Annotated in this window: 20 protein-coding genes; 14 read left to right on the top strand and 6 right to left on the bottom strand. The window is 33.8% G+C overall.

Features of this window, described 5'->3' with window-relative positions; translation table 11 throughout:
• Positions 1–225 precede the first annotated feature (225 nt).
• The 10 genes from ACNQGH_RS10710 (at position 226) to ACNQGH_RS10665 (ending at position 9,183) form a co-directional block, all read left to right on the top strand.
• Positions 226–1,329, top strand: a complete 1,104-nt coding sequence (locus ACNQGH_RS10710; protein WP_417956000.1) for a helix-turn-helix domain-containing protein — start codon at positions 226–228, stop codon at positions 1,327–1,329.
• Between the two features lie 110 nt (positions 1,330–1,439).
• Complete coding sequence (locus ACNQGH_RS10705) at positions 1,440–1,796, top strand: hypothetical protein (RefSeq protein ID WP_417955999.1); 357 nt, start codon at positions 1,440–1,442, stop codon at positions 1,794–1,796.
• A 108-nt stretch (positions 1,797–1,904) separates the two neighbouring features.
• Positions 1,905–2,600, top strand: coding sequence for a DUF6134 family protein (locus ACNQGH_RS10700; protein WP_417955998.1), 696 nt, complete (start codon positions 1,905–1,907; stop codon positions 2,598–2,600).
• A gap of 10 nt (positions 2,601–2,610) precedes the next feature.
• On the top strand, positions 2,611–3,300 hold the full coding sequence (locus ACNQGH_RS10695) for a CPBP family intramembrane glutamic endopeptidase (protein ID WP_417955997.1): 690 nt from the start codon (positions 2,611–2,613) through the stop codon (positions 3,298–3,300).
• Positions 3,297–4,286 (top strand): NAD-dependent epimerase/dehydratase family protein, encoded by a 990-nt coding sequence (locus tag ACNQGH_RS10690; protein ID WP_417955996.1) that lies wholly within the window; start codon positions 3,297–3,299, stop codon positions 4,284–4,286. The genes ACNQGH_RS10695 and ACNQGH_RS10690 overlap by 4 nt, the downstream gene beginning before the upstream one ends.
• Entirely contained in the window at positions 4,279–5,118 is an 840-nt protein-coding gene (locus ACNQGH_RS10685; RefSeq protein WP_417955995.1) for an SDR family NAD(P)-dependent oxidoreductase, read from the top strand. The genes ACNQGH_RS10690 and ACNQGH_RS10685 overlap by 8 nt, the downstream gene beginning before the upstream one ends.
• Before the next feature lie 484 nt (positions 5,119–5,602).
• A complete protein-coding gene (locus ACNQGH_RS10680; protein ID WP_417955994.1) occupies positions 5,603–6,388 on the top strand; it encodes a hypothetical protein in 786 nt (261 codons plus the stop codon).
• Positions 6,389–6,642: 254 nt separating this feature from the next.
• Complete coding sequence (locus tag ACNQGH_RS10675; protein ID WP_417955993.1) at positions 6,643–7,131, top strand: hypothetical protein; 489 nt, start codon at positions 6,643–6,645, stop codon at positions 7,129–7,131.
• A 638-nt stretch (positions 7,132–7,769) separates the two neighbouring features.
• On the top strand, positions 7,770–8,189 hold the full coding sequence (locus ACNQGH_RS10670) for a cupin domain-containing protein (protein WP_417955992.1): 420 nt from the start codon (positions 7,770–7,772) through the stop codon (positions 8,187–8,189).
• Between the two features lie 547 nt (positions 8,190–8,736).
• Entirely contained in the window at positions 8,737–9,183 is a 447-nt protein-coding gene (locus ACNQGH_RS10665; protein WP_417955991.1) for an endo-arabinase, read from the top strand.
• A 94-nt stretch (positions 9,184–9,277) separates the two neighbouring features.
• Here the strand turns inward: ACNQGH_RS10665 and ACNQGH_RS10660 are convergent, their stop codons facing one another.
• The 6 genes from ACNQGH_RS10660 to ACNQGH_RS10635 all read right to left on the bottom strand — a co-directional run bounded on the left by ACNQGH_RS10660 (position 9,278) and on the right by ACNQGH_RS10635 (position 16,161).
• Positions 9,278–9,637, bottom strand: coding sequence for a response regulator transcription factor (locus ACNQGH_RS10660; RefSeq protein ID WP_417955990.1), 360 nt, complete (start codon positions 9,635–9,637; stop codon positions 9,278–9,280).
• Between the two features lie 225 nt (positions 9,638–9,862).
• The gene (locus ACNQGH_RS10655; RefSeq protein WP_417955989.1) at positions 9,863–12,223 is read right to left on the bottom strand and encodes a response regulator; all 2,361 of its coding nucleotides are present in this window, start codon (positions 12,221–12,223) and stop codon (positions 9,863–9,865) included.
• Positions 12,224–12,243: 20 nt separating this feature from the next.
• Entirely contained in the window at positions 12,244–12,654 is a 411-nt protein-coding gene (locus tag ACNQGH_RS10650; protein WP_417955988.1) for a response regulator, read from the bottom strand.
• Between the two features lie 22 nt (positions 12,655–12,676).
• The gene (locus tag ACNQGH_RS10645; protein WP_417955987.1) at positions 12,677–13,087 is read right to left on the bottom strand and encodes a response regulator; all 411 of its coding nucleotides are present in this window, start codon (positions 13,085–13,087) and stop codon (positions 12,677–12,679) included.
• A gap of 32 nt (positions 13,088–13,119) precedes the next feature.
• Positions 13,120–13,833, bottom strand: coding sequence for a sensor histidine kinase (locus ACNQGH_RS10640; protein ID WP_417955986.1), 714 nt, complete (start codon positions 13,831–13,833; stop codon positions 13,120–13,122).
• A 6-nt stretch (positions 13,834–13,839) separates the two neighbouring features.
• Complete coding sequence (locus ACNQGH_RS10635; protein ID WP_417955985.1) at positions 13,840–16,161, bottom strand: PAS domain S-box protein; 2,322 nt, start codon at positions 16,159–16,161, stop codon at positions 13,840–13,842.
• 574 nt (positions 16,162–16,735) lie between these two features.
• Here ACNQGH_RS10635 and ppsA point away from each other — a divergent pair.
• From ppsA to pdhA, 4 genes are all read left to right on the top strand, one after another.
• Complete coding sequence (gene ppsA / locus ACNQGH_RS10630) at positions 16,736–19,156, top strand: phosphoenolpyruvate synthase (protein WP_417955984.1); 2,421 nt, start codon at positions 16,736–16,738, stop codon at positions 19,154–19,156.
• Between the two features lie 10 nt (positions 19,157–19,166).
• Positions 19,167–19,922 carry an SDR family oxidoreductase gene (locus ACNQGH_RS10625; RefSeq protein ID WP_417955983.1) on the top strand — a complete coding sequence of 252 codons (756 nt, stop codon included), beginning with the start codon at positions 19,167–19,169 and terminating at the stop codon, positions 19,920–19,922.
• A 24-nt stretch (positions 19,923–19,946) separates the two neighbouring features.
• Entirely contained in the window at positions 19,947–21,458 is a 1,512-nt protein-coding gene (locus ACNQGH_RS10620) for a trypsin-like peptidase domain-containing protein (RefSeq protein WP_417955982.1), read from the top strand.
• Between the two features lie 63 nt (positions 21,459–21,521).
• Positions 21,522–22,517: a pyruvate dehydrogenase (acetyl-transferring) E1 component subunit alpha gene (gene pdhA / locus ACNQGH_RS10615; protein WP_417955981.1), complete on the top strand. Its 996-nt coding sequence runs from the start codon at positions 21,522–21,524 to the stop codon at positions 22,515–22,517.
• The last annotated feature ends 219 nt before the right edge of the window (positions 22,518–22,736 follow it).

The raw sequence follows: 22,736 nt of genomic DNA, 5'->3' as shown, positions 1-22,736 counted from the left end.
TAAAACTAATTTAGCAAGACCAAAGAAAGCATTTATAGATTTGCGTATAACTCATTATAAAAGTATTTTTATAAGAAAAATAAATTAAATTTACGTGAGGTTTTAATACAACAAACCAAAAGGTAAAATCCTAGTTCAGGAATTTATAATGTGCCGAAATATTTTCAAAAAATAATAACACCCCAAAACAACCTATAGAGTCTATTAATATCAAAAAGGGTAAAGATGAAACACCTATTCGATTTTTTAATGATCTCAGGGGTATTGCTTGGAATTGCTTTTATAATTGCCACACAGTGCTCAAAAAACAGAAAAGACAAAACTATCATTTACCTCAATTTTGTGGTTGCCTTTTTAATGTTGAATAATCTCCAGGCTTGTTTGTTGGAAACTGTTTTTATAGATGCTCCATTTTTTATTCAAAGATTACAAATTCCATGGTATGTCCTTATTTTTCCCTCTTTTTATTTTTTTTTAGTCCACTACCTTAAAATTGAAAAAAAGTTAGTTTCCTTTGTCTATATTTCCTTTACCTTATTTATTTTGGAAGTAGTGATACGAATTGCATTTATCCCTTATTTCTATAATGAAAAAAACAATTTATTTATCGCAGGATATGTACAAATAGAAGAAATTGTAAATGCACTGTACTCCATATTTCTTTTTATCAAAGCAATTTTAATACTTTTTAACTATTCCGAACTCTACCTGCCCATTTTAGCTTTTGATGATTTAAGATGGCTTAAAAATTTCATGTTTTTTGGCAGTATAGTTATACTCATGTGGGTTTGTGCCATTTTATTAAATTTAGACAAAACTTTAAACCCACAAGTTTTTATTTATTACCCATTGCGTTTGAGCAGCACTTCTTTATTATATTGGATCAGTTATCAGGGATTTTACAATTATTCATTAATGATCGAACGAATTGCATTAAGAAAAGCGATTGCCTTCGAAGAGAAACATAAAATTAGCATTCCACACAGCAACCATATAGAAGAAAATAAATTTCAACAGATTAGAGCCTATATCGAAAAAAACAAAAGATTTCGTGATCCGACATTTAGTTTAGAAAAATTGGCTTTCGAAATGAAAATAAGCACGAGTAAATTATCTCATTTAATTAACCAGGAAAGCGGATATAATTTTTCGGATTACATCAATTATTTGAGAGTCGAAAAAGCAAAAAAATACCTCACAAAATCAAACTACTCAGCCTATACGATAGTTGCTATTGGACTAGAATGTGGATTTAACTCTAAGTCCACGTTTTATACCGCTTTCAAGAAATTTACCCATGTTACTCCTTCTGAATTTAGAGAGAAATAAACTGTCCAGGATTATCCAACTTGTCCTAATTCCTATACGTTCGATAATCTTGGATAATTCCTTTTTTCTGTTGTCATAATTTTGAGACTGAATTTAAAAGTCTAGAAATCATGAAAAATTCCATCATTTACTTCGTTATTATTTCTTTCCTGTTCCAAAGTTGCTATACTTATAAAGCAATAGATTTGAAAGAAACGCCATTAATTGTAGGCAAAAACTACAAAATAAGACAAGACACAAAATTCATTAAGGCAGCACTAAAGACTGCAAATGACAACACAGTCACTTTTATGATCAACAACCATGAAGTAACTGTTCCTATCTTCAAAATCAAAGAAATTCAAGCGAAGAAATTTTCGACATTGAAAACCATCGGCCTTATGTCTAGTGGTTTAGTTAGTGTTATTGTCATCGGGGCTATAGAAATGAGTGATTTTGACTTTGGAGAATTTTCGATTCCAAATTAAACTCCTAGCAATCAAAGGGCAACTATTTTAGAAACGCCTCTTTTTTGGAAATCGTTTTGTTGTGTTCAATTCCAGTAGTTAATCATTCACGACTTAAAAACATCAATCATGATACTTTTTATTATTTGTACTTTATTGAAAAAGTACTATTATCAAACCTGGATTAAGGTCTTTTCAAAAATAAGTAATTTTTTGAAAGCCAGTATCCACAGCTTTCTCGGAAATCTTCTTATACAACTTATGCTGTTTTTGCCAGTACTGTCAATTGCCCAAAACGTACAACTGAATTATAAAATAATGCAAAGGGGAAATGATATTGGCTGGCTGCGACTTGAAAAAAACAGTATTGGGAATAAATCAGAACTATTGTTAATTTCCGAAATAAGAACCAAAGCCATTGTACCAATCACAATGTTGGCAAGAGAGTCTTCCTCTTTTGAAAATGGAAAACTGATTTATTCCTCTCAATTCAGAAAAACCAATGGTACTACAAAACTGGACAAACAAACAAAACTTGTTATTGATAAGTATGAAGTATCGGAAAATGGAGAAAAAGTGAAACTTCCATTTCCTACTATCAGCTCAAACTTGTTAACTCTGTATTTCCAAGAGCCCGTAACTTCAAATTCTGTGTATTGTGACAAACAACAATGCTTTGTCAAAATAACAAAAACAGCTGATGGAGGATACAAAATGAAGTTCCCTAATGGCACTAGCAACTGCTTTTATTACGAAGAGGGCATCTGCACTAAAATTAAGATTGACCATACATTCTATTCAGCAGAAGTAATTCTTAAACCTTAAAACAAGAGTCATGCTAACAACAAATAATATGATCTATCTCTTTAGTTATGTTCTATTTTTCGTCCTCAGTTGGATAAGCAAAACATACAACAGTAACCGATTAATCAATGATAATGGTACGTTCACATCAAGACCCGGTAAACTTATCGGTTTCCATATCATGGGAATAATTGTACTTGGACTTGCTCCTGGAATTTTAGTAAAACATTCCATTTTAAAAGTGCTGACAGGCAATAAAACACCTGATCTTTTATTAGTCTTTCCATACATTCTGATTTTTATGGCAATAGTGATCATTGCATTCAGACAAAGTAAATCCACCTATGAAAATAAACAGGAATCATCTGGAAACCCTGGTCATTTATCCCCAGATTTTTTTGTTTCTTATTTCATCATCAGATCTCTATTTCTGTTTGCGTATGAATTATGGTTCAGGGGTTTTTTACTTTTTGATTGTATCAGTCGGGTTGGAACCCCATTAGCCTTTTTGGTAAATACCTTCCTTTATGTTTCAGTACACATTTTTAACAGCAAAAAAGAAATGTGGGCTTGCATTCCTTTTGGAATTTTGGTTTGTTTTTTAAGCATCTTATTTGATGCGGCTTGGCCAGCCATTATTCTTCATATCGGTTTTTCTTTAGTTTATGAACTTAGTCTTTGCCGATTTAATTTAACCAACTTTAAAATAGCAAAATCATGAAAATTTTAATAACAGGCGCCACGGGGTATGTAGGTAATAATCTTGCACATACACTGGCAAACATGGGAAATAAAGTCCATGCAATTGTTCGTTCAGATTCAGCAAAAAGAGTATTGCAACATCCAAATATTACCATTTTTAAAGGCGACATTTTAGATAAAGAAAGCGTAGTGGCTGCTATGAAAGGATGTCAACAGGTATATCATACGGCAGCAAAAGTCGGCCTGTCTATAAAAAATTATTCTGATTTCCATAATGCAAATGTTGAAGGAACTCGTAATGTCATTCAGGCGATCTTGCAATCAGGTATAGAAAAAACAGTCTTTACAAGCACCTGTGGCGTGATTGGACCATCGCTTAACAATCCGCTGAACGAAGAAAACTCTCGAACCACTAAGATTAGTAATGCTTATGATTTAACAAAAAAATTAAGTGAAGATATAATATTTCAACACACAACCGAGGGTATGAATGCCGTTATTGTGAGCCCTTCAAAAATTTATGGTCCCGGAAATGTTTCTCATTCACTTACGGCCAATGCTGTGATAAATATGTTCTTAAAAAAGAAAATCACTCTGATTCCTTCACCTGGCACATACCAAGTCAGTTTTGCCTTCATAGATGATATAATAAATGGTCACCTGCTGGCGATGGAGAAAGGAAAAAGTGGAGAAAAATATATCCTCGGCGGAGTAAATATTTCATACCAAGAATTTTTTAATCAAATTAGAGCTCTATCTTCCTGCAATGGACATATAATCCCTCTTTCAAAAAATATATTTAAAGCATTAGCGCTTTTACAATTACTGAACTATAAAATCATAGGGAACCCTCCGCTTTTTACAGCAAAGTCAATTGACTATATTTTCAATAACTACGCCTTCTCCAGTGATAAAGCAATCGAAGAATTAGGATACAAAATAACTCCACTCGGAGAAGCATTACACCAAACTATTCATTTTTTAAATAATCAAAGTCATGTATAACAATTTATATACCCTGATAACCGGTGCCAGCGAAGGATTCGGAAAGGCATTGGCAATTGAATGCGCATCAAGAAAAATGAACTTAATTCTTGTGGCATTACCTGAATCTAAACTTCATTCTTTTGCAGACTCATTAGAACAAAAATATAATATTGATGTCGTTGCAATAGAAAAAGACCTTGCTATTGAAGAGAATTGTTTCTTGGTCTTTAAAGAAGTAGAAAAACTTCGGCTACCTGTTAATATGCTCATCAATAATGTAGGGATAAGCAGTACCATGTTTTTTAGCGAAGGATGTGTCAGTTTTTATCAAAAACAGCTGAAGTTAAATGTGATTGTAACGACACTGCTCACCAGCCTGTTTCTTACCATGCTGAAAACGAATAAACCCTCCCACATTTTAAATGTAGGCAGTCTTAGCAGTTTCTTTTATCTGGCAAAAAAACAAGTGTATGGTGCCACTAAATCCTACATCTATTCTTTTTCAAAAAGTCTGCGTGGAGAATTGAGTTCCGACGGTATAAATGTAAGTGTAATTTGCCCCGGCGGCATGAACACAAATGCAACAATAGTAATGACCAACAAGTCCAATAACTGGCTGGCACGTCAGTCAATAATGAATCCGGAAGAGGTTGCGCCAATAGCTATAAAAGGTTTATTAAACCGAAAAGAAATTATTATTCCAGGACGTATGAATAAACTATTTTTGATAATCGATAAGTTGTTGCCCTCCTTCATCATTAAAATGATTGCCAATAATCATATCAATAAATTCAAGTCATACAATACTGGAAATCAAAATCAGGACCAACTCATCACTAGTGTACATTGATACCACCGCGACAGATGCTAAAGCATTTGTAAAAACAGCCAAAAATGAGCCCTTATGAATACCGCTGCACCTGTGTACGATGAAGTAACACATAAGACAAACACCACCTAGAGACGTATTGCAGCGCGTCTCTACAAAATAATAAAAATCCGATTTGAAAGCAGGTCGGATTTTTTTTTCATGGGTCTGTTCCATTAATAAAACTTTACTTTAAAAATGTATAATACAACCATTAACTTAGTTTTTTTTGCATCTCCCTCACACTATAATAAGTAAAATGTTACGTATGTTTAATGCTGTAAGACAGCTTAAAAAAACATTTTTTTTAAAGCTGTAAATCACAGTACCCATCTAATTAACAATTAATTATAAAACATTTATAAATAATTATACAACAAAAAATTTACACCTAATCCCGTACTTTGAATAGCATAAATAAACGAATTCAATTTTTCTTTTTTTTAATGATTTAAAAGTACGTCTTATGAAAAATATTTATCTTAATACCGGAACAATAAATGAAGTTTTTAATGAACTCGGAACCTCTTTTAAAGGGGTTTTAAATTCAAACAATAACGAATTTAATTTAACCTTAGATTCAGATTTAATTAAGGGAAATATTGATGGGCTGTCTTTTATAAATGGTATTACTTTTATCCAGGTTAACCTTATGTTTTCTGACGATACCACACTCAGTATTGAATCATTAAGTAAATCATCGATTTTATTTGCCTATTGCACCGAGGGATATATCAAACACAGCTTCGGCCTGTCCGGACACAATTCAACCCTAAGAAAACACCATTCAGCAGTAGTAACCAGTAGTCGAAGTATAAATACCATACTACATTTCAAAAAGAACATTCCTTTTACATTTTCTATTATAAAAGTTGAAACTGAAGATACGGTGCACACAATAAATGATTCCCTTATTTCAAAACTGAAAAAAACTTTTTTAAACAAACAACCAAATTATAGCTATCAGGGTATTCAAAATTTAAGAATTGCAGAAAAATTTAATCAATTCAATGCAATTACTGAACAAGGAATGACCGGACAGGTAATGAAAAAAGAAATTATCCAATCCATATTAACTATGGAGATCGATGATAATACCGATAATTTGATTAAAATGTCACGTGCGATTAAACGTTCGATCCTGAATCAAATTAAGGAATTAAAGAAACTACCTGGCTTTATTAAACACTACGCTCTTGAAGCAATTTACAGTAAAGTTGCTACTTCAAAAAACAGGATCATTATCAAGTAAATAGAAAGGTTTAAATAAATCTCAATTTATTGAATCTTAAACTAGTTGAAAGATTAGATAAATCAAGACAATCTTTTTCAGAATTATTAAAGAAAGTCAGATTTTTTTGCTTTTAATTCAATAAAAAAAACATTAATATCATTGAAATTATTTTATTATTTTAACAAATAAACTAATATAAATTCGTAAATTTGATTGTATTGTATGTTATTTATGTAGTGAAATGTTAAAATTAATAATTTAATTTATTTGCTATGAAAACACTAAGACAATTCAGTTTAAGGCCGGTATTGATAATTATTAAAATTAATTCTGCTTGCGCTCCAAGTGCAGAAGATTTAAAAACCGGCCATCGTTCAAATGGTGTAACTCCAGTAGATAACCCGAATAATGTTACTATTATTGTTACTGACGGAACTTTGAAAATAGATCTTTATTGTGACTCCGATCTCAATAAAACAATTGATTTCAAAGTGCTTACTTTTAGTTTTGAGGAAAACAATTTGTTAATTGCCTCAGACGGAACTAATACTTACAATGGAACATGGTCAATAACAGATAATAATGGTTATATCGATAATTTTTCAAATTTAAAATTCGATATTTCTTTTACATCCCCATTAAATTTTGTCGAAACAATAGATCCTTGGGAAATTATTGATCAATCCTCCAGTACTATTAAATTACATGATGTCATTTACGGCGATGGTGAAAAAGACTTTTCAACATTTAGCCAAAATTAGAAATGTGGTGCACTAAAAAAATAAAGACAGCACCAGATAAATGTTTTTAAAAATGATATTTTTAACTTTAAAACAATATTTTAATGCACAACAGTTACGATCTTCACTTGTAATTCTAGACTTCAGCTCTGATAAATAATAACATCAGCCTAACACTTTTCGAATGTATTTAGTTATAATAAATTGAAATACTAAATCCGTTTTGCCTTCCTCATCGGAACAGGTAAAACGGATTTTTGATGCAAATTATCTAACGGCGATTAAAAAAAATAAAACATTAAAAATCAACTAATTAACCTTTAAAAAATAGGAATTATTTAACATCCAGTTCTTTTTTTTTTGTAAATTAGTACCCTCATAAAAATGACGCCTGTATTGTGCCTCTCAAAAAAACGAATAAATTACGCCACAACTTATAGTAAATCTAATCCGATTATAAGCGTATTTTAAAAGCCACAAGCAGTTACGGACAAACAAGAATACTACCGACAATTCTGTTTATATTTCTTGTCAATTCCGACTCACATCAAAGATAAAATAGGAAAAACATCGACTACTTAAAAAAAAAGGCACTCCCAAAAAGCCATGCAAGTAGAAAAAATTAAATTAAAACAGCTAATAATTTAAATTAAAAAAAGATGAAAACAATCAAAATGATTTTAGTTACACTGCTCTTTGGATTATTCCTACTACAGGCTACGAATTTATATGCACAGGATCCAATGAAAGCGGCAGCAAATGTGTATAAAAAAATCCTCCTTGAAAATGATAAAGTGAGAGTAATGGAGGTTGAATTCAAACCGGGAATGATAGCGCCTTGGCACAGTCATCCTAACCATGTTATATATGCTCTGACCAGCGGAAAGATTGAAATCACTGAAAAAGGCAAAACAGCAACTGCTATGGAAATCAAAGCAGGTACTGCCATGTATATGCCTGCCGTAACACATATGGCCAAAAATGTTGGAACCACCACAATAAAACTTATTGTGACAGAGATGAAACCAATGATGCAAAAAAAAATGAATTCAATGATGCCCCCGGCTAAGAAAAAATAATACACCCTCTTTTGTCCAAACAATTCATTTGATTTCATTTATAAATACCAATTTAAAAAGAACACAATCCGTCTCGTTTTCACAAGATGGATTTTTTTTTATGAGTGGCCATTGCTATAGTACCATTCAATAAACTATTCCGCTTTTCAACAACAAGGCTCAGGCTACCTTCAATTTCCTAAAAAAACAAGAGTATTTAACTGGTCTTAAAGAGAAATAAGATCTTTAAAACCACAATAATTAATTGCTACGATAAAAACAGTCAAACGTATTAAAACAATAATATCAATAATGGAAAGTTTTCCGCCTGGAAGTTTAGTTTTAGCCGGGAAATAAATCTTTATTTAGTCCCAAATCAATTGTAGCGTTGTAAAAAACTTTCAATAGCGAAATGGTTACCACCACATTCTGTTTGAGACCTATAAATCATCCGAAAAAAGCATATATTTACGTTCATTAAGCCGAAGCTAAAGTACTTTTATATTTTAGCCCAAATCAATATTTTAACACAGTACTTTTTTATACAATTACATAAAACACTATTCTCATGAAATGGAAATTGTCATTTTTCTTAGTTATAAGTATATGCCTAACAGGTTACAGTCAAAAAACTGATGCATCTGAATCAATAAAAAAACTGCTGGAAAAAGAATCAGCCACATGGAGAGCCCGCGATAGTAAAGGTCATACGGAATGCTGGTACATTCAGCCATACAGTAGGATTTTAGTTTCAACTCCAGAGGGTATTACAATAGATGTCCCTCCAACTGCAATGATTAATACAAATCCTGATGCAATGGGTGACGGCGGTTTTTCAGTGAACACTAACTATAAAATGAGTATCCATGAAAATAATGCCTGGGTAAGCCATAATGAAGAATCGACAGCCAAAGATGGAAAAAAAACATTCTCTTATGAAATCCGTTTATTAGAGAAAATAAAGGGGAAGTGGAAATTAGTGGGACAATCCATTCATATTTATAAACCAAAATAACTTGACTGGAATTGAACAAGGTAAGTTCTAAGCCATCGTGGTAAAGAGGAAAAAACTTCTTGTTGTAAACAATTAAGAAGGAGTTTTAAATTATTTATTTCACTAAAAGTCGCTTGATTCTAACGATTAACTCATTAGGACTAAAAGGTTTTGTTATAAAATCATCAGCCCCTAATTCAAAAGCTTTTAATACTGTTTTTTCTAAACCTACCGCTGATAGTATAATTAGTGGGATCTTTAGTTTTAGCTCCACTTTTACTTTAGCAACGATATCTAATCCGGAAGCAAAAGGCATTTCTATATCTGTCAGTATAAGGTCTGGATTCTCCGAAACTATTTTATCCAATGCAATTTTACCGTCCGGGCATGAAATGACTTCATATCCTTCACGAATTAGCTTAAACTCCATCGTTTTTAGCATCATCTCATCATCTTCGGCTATTAGTATTTTCATTTTTTGTATTAAGTTACTTAGAAAATAAAATCTTTGAAAAAACCACGTTTTGTCGTTGTTAAAAACACCATACACTTTTCTCAAAAATAAACTTTTTAAATGGTTAACAGTATCAATGTATTAAAAATTTGCTGTGAAATCATTTTGAAAATCTTTATTGTATAAAAAAACTATTCCTCATTATACCATTTACCTTGTTCTGCGCGATTTGGTTTTGCCGGCCGGCTAAATTTTAGAAAAACCATGTATTGTTTCCAATTCGTTGAAAACAAGCTGGCAGATTTCATAAAAACTTTCGACTTCCTCTTTGCGCTTTTGTCCCAGAGGATTTCTTTCTATTTCATTTTCAATAATTTCAATACATTTTGAGGCGCTTGCTATTCCCAGTAAACTTATGGAAGATTTTAATTTATGCACTTCCGCTTTCAAAACTATTATATTATCAATCGCATTTGCCTCAATTATGGATTCTAAAGCTGGTGGGGCATTATGTAAAAACAACGACATCATTTTTTTGATAAAAACGGTATCACCATCGGCAAATTCATTTAAATATTTAAAATTTATTAATTTTTCAACAATTTCTTCTTCTTTTACTTCTGATAAACCAAAAGATTTATTATTATTTGCATTCATTAAATTGTGGTGTAATTTTTCAAGCAATACATTAAAATCAAAAGGTTTAGACAGATAATCATTCATACCGCTTTCTAAACTTCTCTTTTCTTCAACTAATGTAGCGTGCGCAGTCAATGCTATTATTGGGATATTTGATTTAGACCCCATATTGGTTCGTATATATCTTGTAACTTCATTTCCATCCATTTCCGGCATTTGTATGTCCATTAGAATAATATCATACTCATTCTTTTCTATTTTGTCGATGGCTATTTTTCCATTATTGGCTATATCAATTACTTTTTCCCATTTTTCAAATATCTTGATTGCCAAAAGCTGATTGAGTTCATTATCCTCAACTAAAAGTATTTTTACGTTTTTTAGGAAATTAGAGGACAATTGTTCTTTTTTTGCTTTTACCGGCTCAACAATTCCTTTTTGACCTTTTTTATATTGTAATAAAAATGAAAACTCACTTCCTTTGGCAACTTCACTTTCTACAGTCAACGTTCCGCCTTGCAATTCAATGAGTTTACGAGTGATCGTAAGTCCTAAACCGGTTCCTCCAAATTTTCGCGTCGTTTCATTTGATGCCTGATTAAAACTTTCAAAAATGGAATCAATCTTATTTTCAGGAATACCAATACCTGTATCTATAATAGTAAATCGGATAAAAGCATCAAATTCAGATTCTTTCTCCTGGGAAACGATTAACTCAACATATCCTTTCTCGGTAAATTTTAAAGCATTTCCAACCAGATTAATTAATATTTGTGATAAACGTGTCGGATCCCCAATCAAAAAATCATTTATTTCAGAATCTATTTCACACAATAATTTTATTTTTTTCTCTTTTGAAATCGGAGAAAGCAATTCAATTACTGAATTTATATTTTTTGACAAGGAGAAATTTACATCTTCAAATGTCATTTTATCTGCATCTATTTTAGAAAAGTCTAAGATGTCATTAATGATAACCAATAAGTTTTTACTGGCTCTTTTTATGGCGTCCACGCTCTGCTTCTGATCACTGTCTAAATTTGTGCCTTCCAGAATTCGTGCAAATCCTATAATTCCGTTCATTGGAGTACGGATTTCATGACTCATGTTAGTCAAAAACTGTTCTTTAACTTTAACGGATTGTTCTGCAATATCTTTAGCATTTATTAACTCCTTTTCAATACGTTTTTGCTCACTGATATCCTGAATGGTACCCAAAATCCTAAATGGCACATTATGATCATCTTTCAAACACTTTATAAACTCATTAATGTACTTAATCGTTCCGTCTTCACACAATATACTATGGCTAAACTGTACTTCTGAATTACTATTTTTGACATAATTGAGATTATTTTCAAAAAGTTCAATATCGTCTGAATTAATTAAACATGATTTGATCAGTGCTATGGAAGGAATGCTATTTTTGTCAATTTCAAAAATATTGAAAACTTCTTCCGAGAAAAAAACGCCCCCGTCATTTAGATTTATTTCCCAACTCCCAATCTTGGCCAATTTTTGAGCTTCATAAAGCCTGTTGACATTAATAGTTAAAGCTAATTCTGTTTTTTTACGCAGTTCAAGGCTATTGTGAAGTTTAATTGCATTTCTGATACTTTGCGAAATGCCATCAGGAGTCAGTAATGTTTTTGGAATATAATCCGAAGCCCCGCCCAAAATAGCCTGGCTGGCAATTTTCTCATCCCCTTGCGAAGTGACAAAAATAACAGGTGTTTCTATCCCTATGTCTCTCAATTTTTTTAAAAAAGAAATACCGTCACTATCAGGCATCATGTAGTCTAAAAAAATCAGGTCATAATGAAATGACTTAATCTTTTCAATACCTTCTTTAGCTGAAAAAGCACTTTCAACATCGGCAATAATTCCAGAATGGGATATTGAACGAATTATGGTAATCGAATCAACTTTATCATCGTCGATTATCAGTATTTTTAAAGCAATAGCCATATAATTTTATTTTTTTTCACCTAAAATTCAATGATATTCCAATAGTCATTAAGTACTGAAAAAAAATTGGTGGTATTTTTGCTTTCAAATGGTTTATGCATGTATCCGGCTATGTTTAAATTTAAAGCTGCCGCTTTATTTACATCATTATCAGTTCTTGTTATTACAAAAACTAAAATTGATTTTAAATCAGGATGAATTCGCATCTTACTTAACAGCTTTATTCCGTTTACGCTTTCCTCATTAATGTCTATTAATACAATTTTTGGAATGGGTGATATCTTACTATCTCCCTGCAACATTAACCAAGCTTCAGCGTCATTTTGAGCCAAATGCAAAGTAGATTTAATACCAATTTCAGAAAATGCATTTTTTACATTTTCAACATCAGCACGACAACTGTCTACTAGCAAGATATTTGAATTCGTCATAACGTAAATTTATAAAAAAAATTTACATTTCACACAATTGCCAAAAATTATTAAGTGTGGAAACCGAAACAACAAATTTTTCAAAAGATAACGGTTTTAAAATATATCCGGCTACGTTCAGATTGTAGGCTTTAATTTTATCACTATCTTCATTTGAAGTAGTCATGACAAAAACAGAAATATTTTTAAGTCTTTCATTTTCCCTTAAAACTTTCAAGAATTCTATTCCGTTCATTTTTGGCATGTTAATGTCTAAAATAATAATTTTGGGTAAAGGAATAATCTTATCGTCAAGCATTTCTAAAGCTTCAACCCCATTCCCTGCCACAAAAAGCGGATTTTTAATATTATTTTTGGAGAATGCCCTTTTAACATTCATCACATCAACCTCATCGTCCTCAACCAATAAAATGTTTACCAATCTTTGTGTCATAATTTTTATTTTTTATTTTTTATTTTTTATTTTTATTGCTTAGGCCAATTAAATGTAAAAACCGAACCGTTAGTTGCCATTGGAGCATAGTGTAATCTACCTCCCGCCAATTTAATTATTTTATTGGTAATTGCTAATCCCGCACCGGTCGAATCTACAATATCTTTAGAATTTACGGTATAAAAAATCGAAAAAATTTTCTCTTTTACTTCTTCGGGTATTCCCGGGCCATCATCGCTTATTTTTATTTCATAATCTGTTTCATTTTCGATTATTTCAACAAAAACATTCTTTTTTTCTTTATCATGAAATCGGATGGCATTATCAAATAAATGAAACAGTACTTTTTGCAATTTCTTACCCAAAGTGACCGTGTTTTCGTTTTTTAGGTTATATGTGAAGTGAAATTCGACATTTGACTTATCTTCTAGCATTTCAACACAATCGTTAACTGATTTAGGGATATTCACTTCATACAACTCCATTTCACTACTGTTGACACGAGAAAGTTCAAGTAAAGCATTCATCATTTTTTCAAGACGCTCGACTCTGTTTTTTAGTAACCTGAAGTTGTCTAGAATAGCTTTATCCGCATTACTTCCCAAATCTTCTTCAATCCAGGTTGTCAAGTTTGAAATGGCTCTCATTGGTGTTTTTATATCATGCGATACGATATAAACGAACTCTTCAAATTCCTTTTTAAGGGCAGCTAATTCCTCCTGACATTTTTTTTCTGATACTGTCATATTCATTTATTTAGGAAGCGTAAAAATAAAACTTGTTCCTTTGTTATTTTCAGATTCTATATAAATAGCACCCCCTTTTTCTTCAATTATTTTTTTAACAATAGATAAACCAATACCAGTACTTTCTTTTTTATCCCGTGCTTCAATAGTTTGGAAAACTTCAAATACTTTTTTATGATATTCTTCTGCTATACCAGGACCATTGTCTTTTATGGTAAACTGATGAGAATCAGGTAATATTTCATACAGACATTCTATTTTACCAATGGCCTTATCATTATACTTAACTGAATTGCTTATCAGATTACTAAAAACCTGTTGTAAAAGTATTCTTTCCGTTTCAATAACTGGGATAGTATCCACGATGAAAACTTCGAATCCTTCAATAGGGACAACAGAATCAATAATCTGATGTAACATCTTTTTTAAATCAGTTGTTTCCTTTTCAATTTTTGTTCTACCAATTCTGGAATATTCCAAAACACCATTAATCAGGTTTTCCATCCGCTGTATGCGACCGCGTAATAATTCAAAATTGGCACTCACTGTATCAGGCATTTCAGGCATATCTTCGACAATCCACTCCGAAAGATTATTAATGGCTCTTAACGGTGCTTTAAGGTCATGTGAAACAACATAAGCATACTGATCAAGCTCTTTATTCTTTTTTTCGAGATCAGCTAAGGCTGTATTTAAATTCTCTTTTGCTAATTTTTCCTGGGTGATATCAGTGCTAATCGCTATGTATTGATAGGGCTTTCCTTTTTCGTTTAAAAAAGGAACAATAGTGGCACTTTCCCAATAAAAAGAGCCGTCTTTTGCTCTGTTCATTACTTCTCCTTTCCAAACATTTCCATTGGCAATTGTCCCAAATACATCTCTCCTAAATTCTATCGAATGATACCCCGTACTAATTATTTGCTGATCATGTCCAATCAGTTCTTCTTTAGAATATTTAGAAACGGTACAGAAATTTTCATTAACATAAGAAAAAATACCTTTTTGATCCGTAACGGCTACAATTGCTGCTTCATCCAATGCCGATTTGATATCTTGTATTTCTTTCCCTTTTTCTTCTATTTTTTGTTCCGCTATTGTTTTGTCCGTAATATCCTGAATGGTACCCTGAATCCCAACTACCTCTCCTTTTTCATTTTTATAAGGTTTCCCTATACCTACAACATATTTTATATTTCCGTTAGAAAACAAGACTCTATGATTATAGCACAGGTCAGCACCAGCAGTTAATGTTTTTTCAAGTGCTTTGTCAAGATTCGATAAATCATCAGGATGAATTTTGCTTTGATATGCCTTAAAAAGCTGATCGGCAGGCATTTCTTCTAAATCAAAAATCTGATAATGTCCTTTAGACCAAATAAGATCTTTTGTCACTAAATCAAATTTCCAGCTTCCTATTTTGGCGATACTTTGCGATTCATCTAATAATTTATTACTATTTATTAAATCTAATTCTGCCTCTTTCTCCTTGGTCACATCCCTGGCAATACAATATAAATTCCCGGTGTCCGGATCTGGAGATGTATTCCAACTCAATAAAACATACTTGCCATTTTTACAGCGATAACGGTTTTCAAAACTAATGTTTGTCCTTTCTACAAAAAGTTTTTCTATTTCTTTTAACGTTTTATCTAAATCCTCCGGATGAATGAAATCTATAAATGGCTTACCTTCTAATTCCTCTTTAGAATACCCCAATACAGCTGTAAATGCCGGATTAACTTTATAAAAGAAACCATCCACGTTTGCAATACAAACCAAATCTTTTGAAAGTTCTATAAAATTCTGGAACTCTTTCTCAGATTTAATAAAATCCGTATTCCTTTTTCGCAAATCCAATAATAAGGCTACTTGATTGGCTAGTAATTTTAAAGCATTTTTTTGTTCATTAGTCAGCGTTCTGGGTTCTGTATCTATAACACAAAGCGATCCTAAATTAAAGCCATTTTTATCCTGAAGCGGTGCTCCTGCATAAAACCGAATATTAGGATTCCCTGTCACTAGAGGATTATAGGCAAACAACTCATTTTCCTTTGCATTATTGACCTCGTAAACGTCATTACCCATAATCGCATATTGACAAAAAAATAAGTCTCTTGGGGTTTCAGTAATCCCTAATCCAACACTGGATTTAAACCATTGCCTTTCTTTATCCAATAAACTTACTAATGCTATAGGAGTTGCACAAATATAAGAGGCAAGTTGGGTTATTGAATCATATTCCTTTTCCGGCAAAGAATCCATAATTGAATACGTTTTCAGTGCTTTGAGTCTTTCTATTTCATTTTCCGGGATCGGATATATTTTCATCAATTGGGGGGCTTTTTCTTTATTACCAATGGTACAGCATTTTTAGGCCCAAAGTAAATGTTTTTATTTACACTTACTCTGTCCTATTAAACGTACTAAACTATTGCAACTACAAAAATAATTTTTTTTTTGTATTATCAATATTTATCTAACTTTAATATTTTCAAAGAATTACAATTATTTTCTTATCTATTATTTATTACTATTTAATCATTTATACTGCCATAATCTTTTTAATTTTATCACAAAAGGCAAAAAAAAATCTTCTTTTCATTAGTGTTTCCCTAACAAGACAAAAAACACACAAACCACTGTATTTTAATTACTTAATTTCCAATAACACAAAAAAAAAATACCGGTTTTTATACAAATAAAATAATTAATTGATTAAATTTACAGTATGGGTTTTAACAAGAAGGAATACCTACTATCCTTTTCTTTTAACCACAAAACGAAGTACATTCAAACCTACTTTCGAATTACAAAATTCACTGTCGGATCAACTAAAAAAATCTGCCCCATCTATTTCTCAATTGTTCACTAATAATTGGTCTATTATTAAAAAACATACGAAATGGCAAAATACAAATACATTCTGTTTTTTAACCAAATTGGTATCGAGGCCATTGGTAAAGTTGGCGGTAAAAATGCCTCCCTTGGCGAAATGTACAATCAGCTCAGTCCAATAGGTGTCAGCATTCCTAATGGCTATGCGGTTACTGCAGAAGCCTACCGCCTCTTCCGTAAAACAAATAATCTGGAGAAACCGCTTCAAGATTTATTGTTTTCATTGGATACTAAACTGTATTCTAATCTTTCTTCCATTGGAGAAAAAGCCAGAAATCTTATTTCGTCAGCAGCAATTCCAGAAGAAATTGGAGATGAAATAGACGCTGCTTACCAATCACTTAGTGAACAATGCGGCGTAAATAATCTTGACGTAGCGGTACGAAGCAGCGCGACGTCGGAGGATTTACCAGCGGCGAGTTTTGCCGGTCAAATGCAGTCGTTTTTAAATATCAATGGTAGGGAACAGTTAATCGATGCGATCCACCGTTGCTTTGTATCCTTATTTACAGACCGCGCCATAAAATACCGTCATGACATGGGCTTCGCCAAATTAGATATTGCAATTTCTGTTGGCGTACAGCAGATGGTTCGAAGCGATAAAGCAGCTTCTGGTGTGGCATTTACCATTGATCCGGATAGTGGATTCGAAAATACCATAATCATCAATAGCATATGGGGATTAGGAGAAAATATTGTTCAAGGTACCGTTACACCGGATGAATGGATGGTCTTTAAACCTACTTTAGAAAATACAGATTTAGATCCTATTCTAAAAAGACAGTGTGGAAGAAAAGAGTTCACAATGATTTATGCCGATAAATCAGCGAAAACATCGGCCGAAAATACAATTGTTAATACAGACACCTCCATAGCAAAGCAAAACCGGTTTTCGCTAAACGATAAAGAAGTTGTTCAGCTTTCCCAATGGTGTTACAAAATTGAAAAACATTATAAAAAAGCAATGGATATTGAATGGGCGAAAGACGGTCTCAACAACCAGCTTTTTATTGTTCAGGCACGTCCGGAAACCGTTTATGGAAAAGCAAATAAACAGGTTCGGGAAATCTACAAACTGAAAGAAAAAAGTACCCTTTTAGCTCAAGGAATTGCTCTTGGGGATAAGATTGCTTCGGGAAAAGCCCGAATTCTAAACAATCCTCAGGAGGGCGATTTATTACAAGATGGAGAAATTATAGTTACGGATTTGACTAATCCGGATTGGGATCCCATCATGAAAAGAGCTTCGGCGATTATTACTAACAAAGGCGGACGCACCAGCCATGCCGCTATTGTAGCTCGTGAATTAGGAACCGTTGCGGTAGTGGGCTGTGGCAATGCCACTGCGGCGATAAAAAATGGACAGGAAATTACTGTTTCCTGTGCTGAAGGTAAGGAAGGAAATATATACCAGGGATTACTGGAATGGGAAATAACGGAACAGGATTTCAGCAAACTCGAAATGCCAAAAACAGATCCCATGCTAATTCTTGCCGATCCGGAAAGAGCTTTCGAATTAAGTCATTATCCCAACCAGGGTGTGGGTCTGATGCGAATGGAATTTGCTATTTCAAATACTATAAAAATCCATCCGCTGGCATTGTGTGAACCCGAAAAAATAACCGATGAGAAAATTACAGCAGCAATAGCAGTATTAACTAAAGGCTATGACGACCCTAAAAATTATTTCATTGACAAACTGGCCGAAGCAGTGGCTATAGTTGCGGCCGCTTTCTATCCAAAAGAGGTGATTGTACGAATGAGTGATTTTAAAAGTAATGAATATGCTAACCTCATTGGAGGAAAATATTATGAGCCTCAGGAAGAAAACCCTATGATTGGTTTTCGTGGCGCTTCCCGTTATTACAGTGATTTTTATCGAAAAGGTTTTGCTATGGAATGCGAAGCTATGAAAAAAGTACGAAATGAAATGGGACTCCATAATGTAAAGCTGATGATTCCTTTTTGCAGAACATTCGAAGAAGGGGAAAATGTCCTTAATGAAATGGCTAAAAATGGATTGGTACAAGGCATCAATGGACTGGAAGTGTATGTAATGATTGAAATTCCAAGTAATGTATTAATGGCAGATGAATTTGCCAAACTCTTTGACGGGTTTTCTATTGGCTCCAATGATTTAACCCAACTCACATTGGGTCTGGACCGCGACTCCGCATTAGTGAGCTACTTGTTTGATGAGGAAAATCCAGCCATAAAACATTTGATTAAAGAAACAATTCGGGTCGCCAAACGTTTTGAAATAAAAGTCGGATTGTGTGGACAGGCCCCGAGCGACATTCCAGAATTCGCTAAATTTTTAGTTAATGAAGGCATCGACAGCATTTCATTTAATCCTGATGCTCTAATAAAAGGAATTGAGAATATTTTGGAAGCAGAAAAGAAAACAAAGAGAAAAATTCTAATGTAATAATGCTATTATGGAAAGCACATTCAAAAATAAAGAGGCAATTGTAACTGGCGGTTCATCAGGAATCGGTAGCGCAACTGCACTTGCTTTCGCCAAAAAGGGAGCTAAAGTAGCCGTTATAGATTGGGTAGAGAACAATGAAACAGTGACCCTGATAAAGGAAATGGGAGGAGAAGCCATTTTTATCAAATGTGATGTATCAAAAGCTACCGATGTAAAAGCGATGGTGGAGAAAACCATTGCTGCTTTTGGCCGATTGGATTATGCATATAATAATGCGGGAATAGAAGGAGCATCAGCTCCTACGCAGGATTGTACTGAGGAAAATTGGGACAAAACCATTAGCATAAACCTAAAAGGAATTTGGCTTTGCATGAAATACGAAATCCCCGAAATACTCAAACAAGGAAAAGGCGTGATTGTCAATTGCTCGTCTGTAGCCGGACTGGTTGGATTCGCAGGCTTACCTGCCTATGTAGCGTCTAAACATGGTGTTGTAGGATTAACAAAGACTCCGGCACTGGAATGCGCAAAACTCGGAATCCGAGTGAATGCCGTCTGTCCGGGAGTAATACAAACACCAATGATAGACAGGCTTACCGGAAACAATAAAGAAGCTGTAAAACAGTTCACAGGCCTGGAGCCTGTAGGCCGTTTTGGACTTCCGGAAGAAATAGCTAACGCAGTAGTGTGGATGTGTTCTGACGATGCCTCTTTTGTAACCGGACATGCTATGGCTGTAGACGGTGGCTTTGTGGCGCAATAATTTTTACTAAAATCAATTTCAGTCATGATACCATTAAAAAAAAGGAATTGGAAAAGTCACGGAATTTATTGGTTGATTATTCTTCTGTCATTTCAGGGATGCCAGTCACAGGATAAAGAAAATGAAAAAAATATTGAAGCTATCCAGAAAAATGCAGGCTCCGGCCCTGAGAAAGCTTCCTATGCAGGCATTGTAGACTTCAAACTAGCCGCTAAGATAGCCACACCTGGAGTAGTCCATATCAAATGTCTTTTTAAATCACAAATACAACAGGATGGAAATGAAGAAGGGAATGGATTTTATAATTTACCCGACCCATTAAAAGATTTTTTTAAAGATGATCCTCTTTTAAGACAATTTAAATTCCAACAACAATACGACTCGGAACCATTAATTGGCAGTGGATCGGGCGTAATACTCACGCCTGACGGATACATCATTACCAATAATCACTTAGTAAAAGATGCCGATGATATTAATATCACATTGTTTGACGGACGTTCCTATCCTGCTAAAATCATAGGCACCGATCCACAGACGGATCTAGCGCTCCTTAAAATTGACGAAAAAAACCTCTCTTTTATCAGATATGGCGATATTGATACTATTGAAGTAGGAGAATGGGTGGTTGCCGTGGGGAATCCCTTTAATCTTGCCTCAACTGTTACAGCAGGAATAGTAAGTGCCAAAGCCCGAAATATAAATATTTTAAGTGATCAGGGCGCCATTGAATCATTCATACAAACCGATGCGGCAGTGAATCCCGGAAACAGCGGCAGTGCATTAGTGACATTAGATGGAAGATTAATTGGAATCAATACTGCAATAGCTACACCTACGGGAGTTTATGCGGGTTATGCTTTTGCAATTCCTGTAGACATTGTGAAAAAAGTTGCTGATGATCTGATGAATTTCGGATCAGTTAAAAGAGGTGTTTTAGGAATCAGTATCCGCGATTTGAACAGCACGCTTGCCAAAGAAATAAATATTGGCCGTGCCAATGGTGTTTATGTGGACAGCGTGATGGTAAACGGACCCGCAAAAGAAGCCGGCATCAGAGAGAAAGATGTAATAATCAGCATTGATGATTTTGAAACCGTTTCTGCAGCAAAATTACAGGAGATTATTATGCGAAAACATCCCGGAGATAAAGTGAAAATTACGCTGATCCGAAACGGTAAAGAAAAAAAAGATCTTATTGTAACCCTAAAAAAACAAGAAGCAACTACTAAAATTATAAAAACTGAAGGAAAAAATTTACTCAGGGATCTGGGTGTGGAACTTGTTCCAATTAATAAGGAAGACCAAAAAAGTTACAATGTTAGAAATGGACTAAAGGTCACAAAACTTTATGAGGGAAAACTGAAAAGATACACCAACATACGCGAAGGGTTTGTAATCACGTCAGTCAACAATAGAGCTGTATCAACAATTAATTCCTTTATGGAAGCCGTTCAGGCCCAAAAAGGAGGTATTATGTTGGAAGGAAAATATGCCGGCGATTCTACCTACTACTATTATGCTTTTGGATTGTAAAAACCGAGAAGAAGTACGATTTATCATTTGGATGAAAAAACCACCAATCTAATAACATTAAGGATGGCACAATTAGACCAAACACAAAACCCCATGAATGCTAAGAAAGGATTGCTTCTTTTTTATCAGATGCTGCTCATTCGACGATTTGAGGAGAAAGCAGCCGAACAATGCAAAAAAGGCAAAATCAGCGGTTTTTTGCACTTATATATAGGTGAAGAAGCGGTTGCTGTAGGTGTAACTCAGGCTTTAAGAGATGATGATACTGTTTTAAGCAGCTACCGCGTTCATGGGCATGCCTTGGCTCGTGGCATTGATGCGGATGTTATTATGGCTGAAATGTACGGCAAAGCGGAAGGCTGCAGCCGGGGTCGTGGCGGTGCAATGAATTTGTTTGACGCTTCCAATAATTTTTATGGACGTAATGGTATTGTGTCCAGCCACCTTCCTATTGCTGTTGGAATGGCTTTAGCCTCAAAAAAACAAAAGAAAACAAATATTAGCTGCTGTTTTTTTTGCGAAAGCGCTGTTGAAGAAGGAGTGTTTCATGAAGCCATGAATCTAGCTTCACTTTGGAAAGTTCCCATTTTATTTGTTTGCGAAAACAATGTGTATGCTATGGGAACCACTATAAAACATTCACCTGCCGTGACTGAGATTGAAAAAAAAGGTTCCACTTACGGAATTGAATCTGCAGCGGTCGACGGAATGGATTTGATGGCTGTTGCGGCGGCTGCCGATATGGCCGTCGAAAAAATAAGAAGCAGCGGCAAACCTTATTTTTTGGTTTGCAACACGTACCGTTTTGGGTTGTACTCCCTGCCTGATACCGAATTATACCGCGATAAAAAGGAAGCAGAAGAATGGAAAAAAAGAGATCCCATTCTTCAATTCGAGCAGTTTCTTTTGCAACATCAATGGATTACGGAGAGTGAAATTGCCGAATTTGAGAGCAAAATTGAAACGAAAATTAAGATTGCACTGAATTTTGCGGAAGCAGGAACTTGGGAGCCTTTAGACCAATTAACAAAATTTGTTTACAATGAACCGGCATTTTGATATGAACTATGGATAATAAAATAAATGGTCAAAGTCAAATGAAAAAAGTAGAACTTGATAAATATGCAATTCAAAAAGCGGTAGCTATTTTACCCCATGTTAAAACGATGGAAAAGTAATTCATCCACATTAAAGGACTTTATGTAGCGCCTTTTAAAGCAAAATTGAAATAAAAATTAAGATCGCAGTTCATTTTGCAGAAGCGGACCAAGAAATCTG

Source organism: Flavobacterium kochi (assembly GCF_048286715.1).
GTDB lineage: Bacteria > Bacteroidota > Bacteroidia > Flavobacteriales > Flavobacteriaceae > Flavobacterium.
This window is presented reverse-complemented; position numbering and strand designations above follow the sequence as displayed.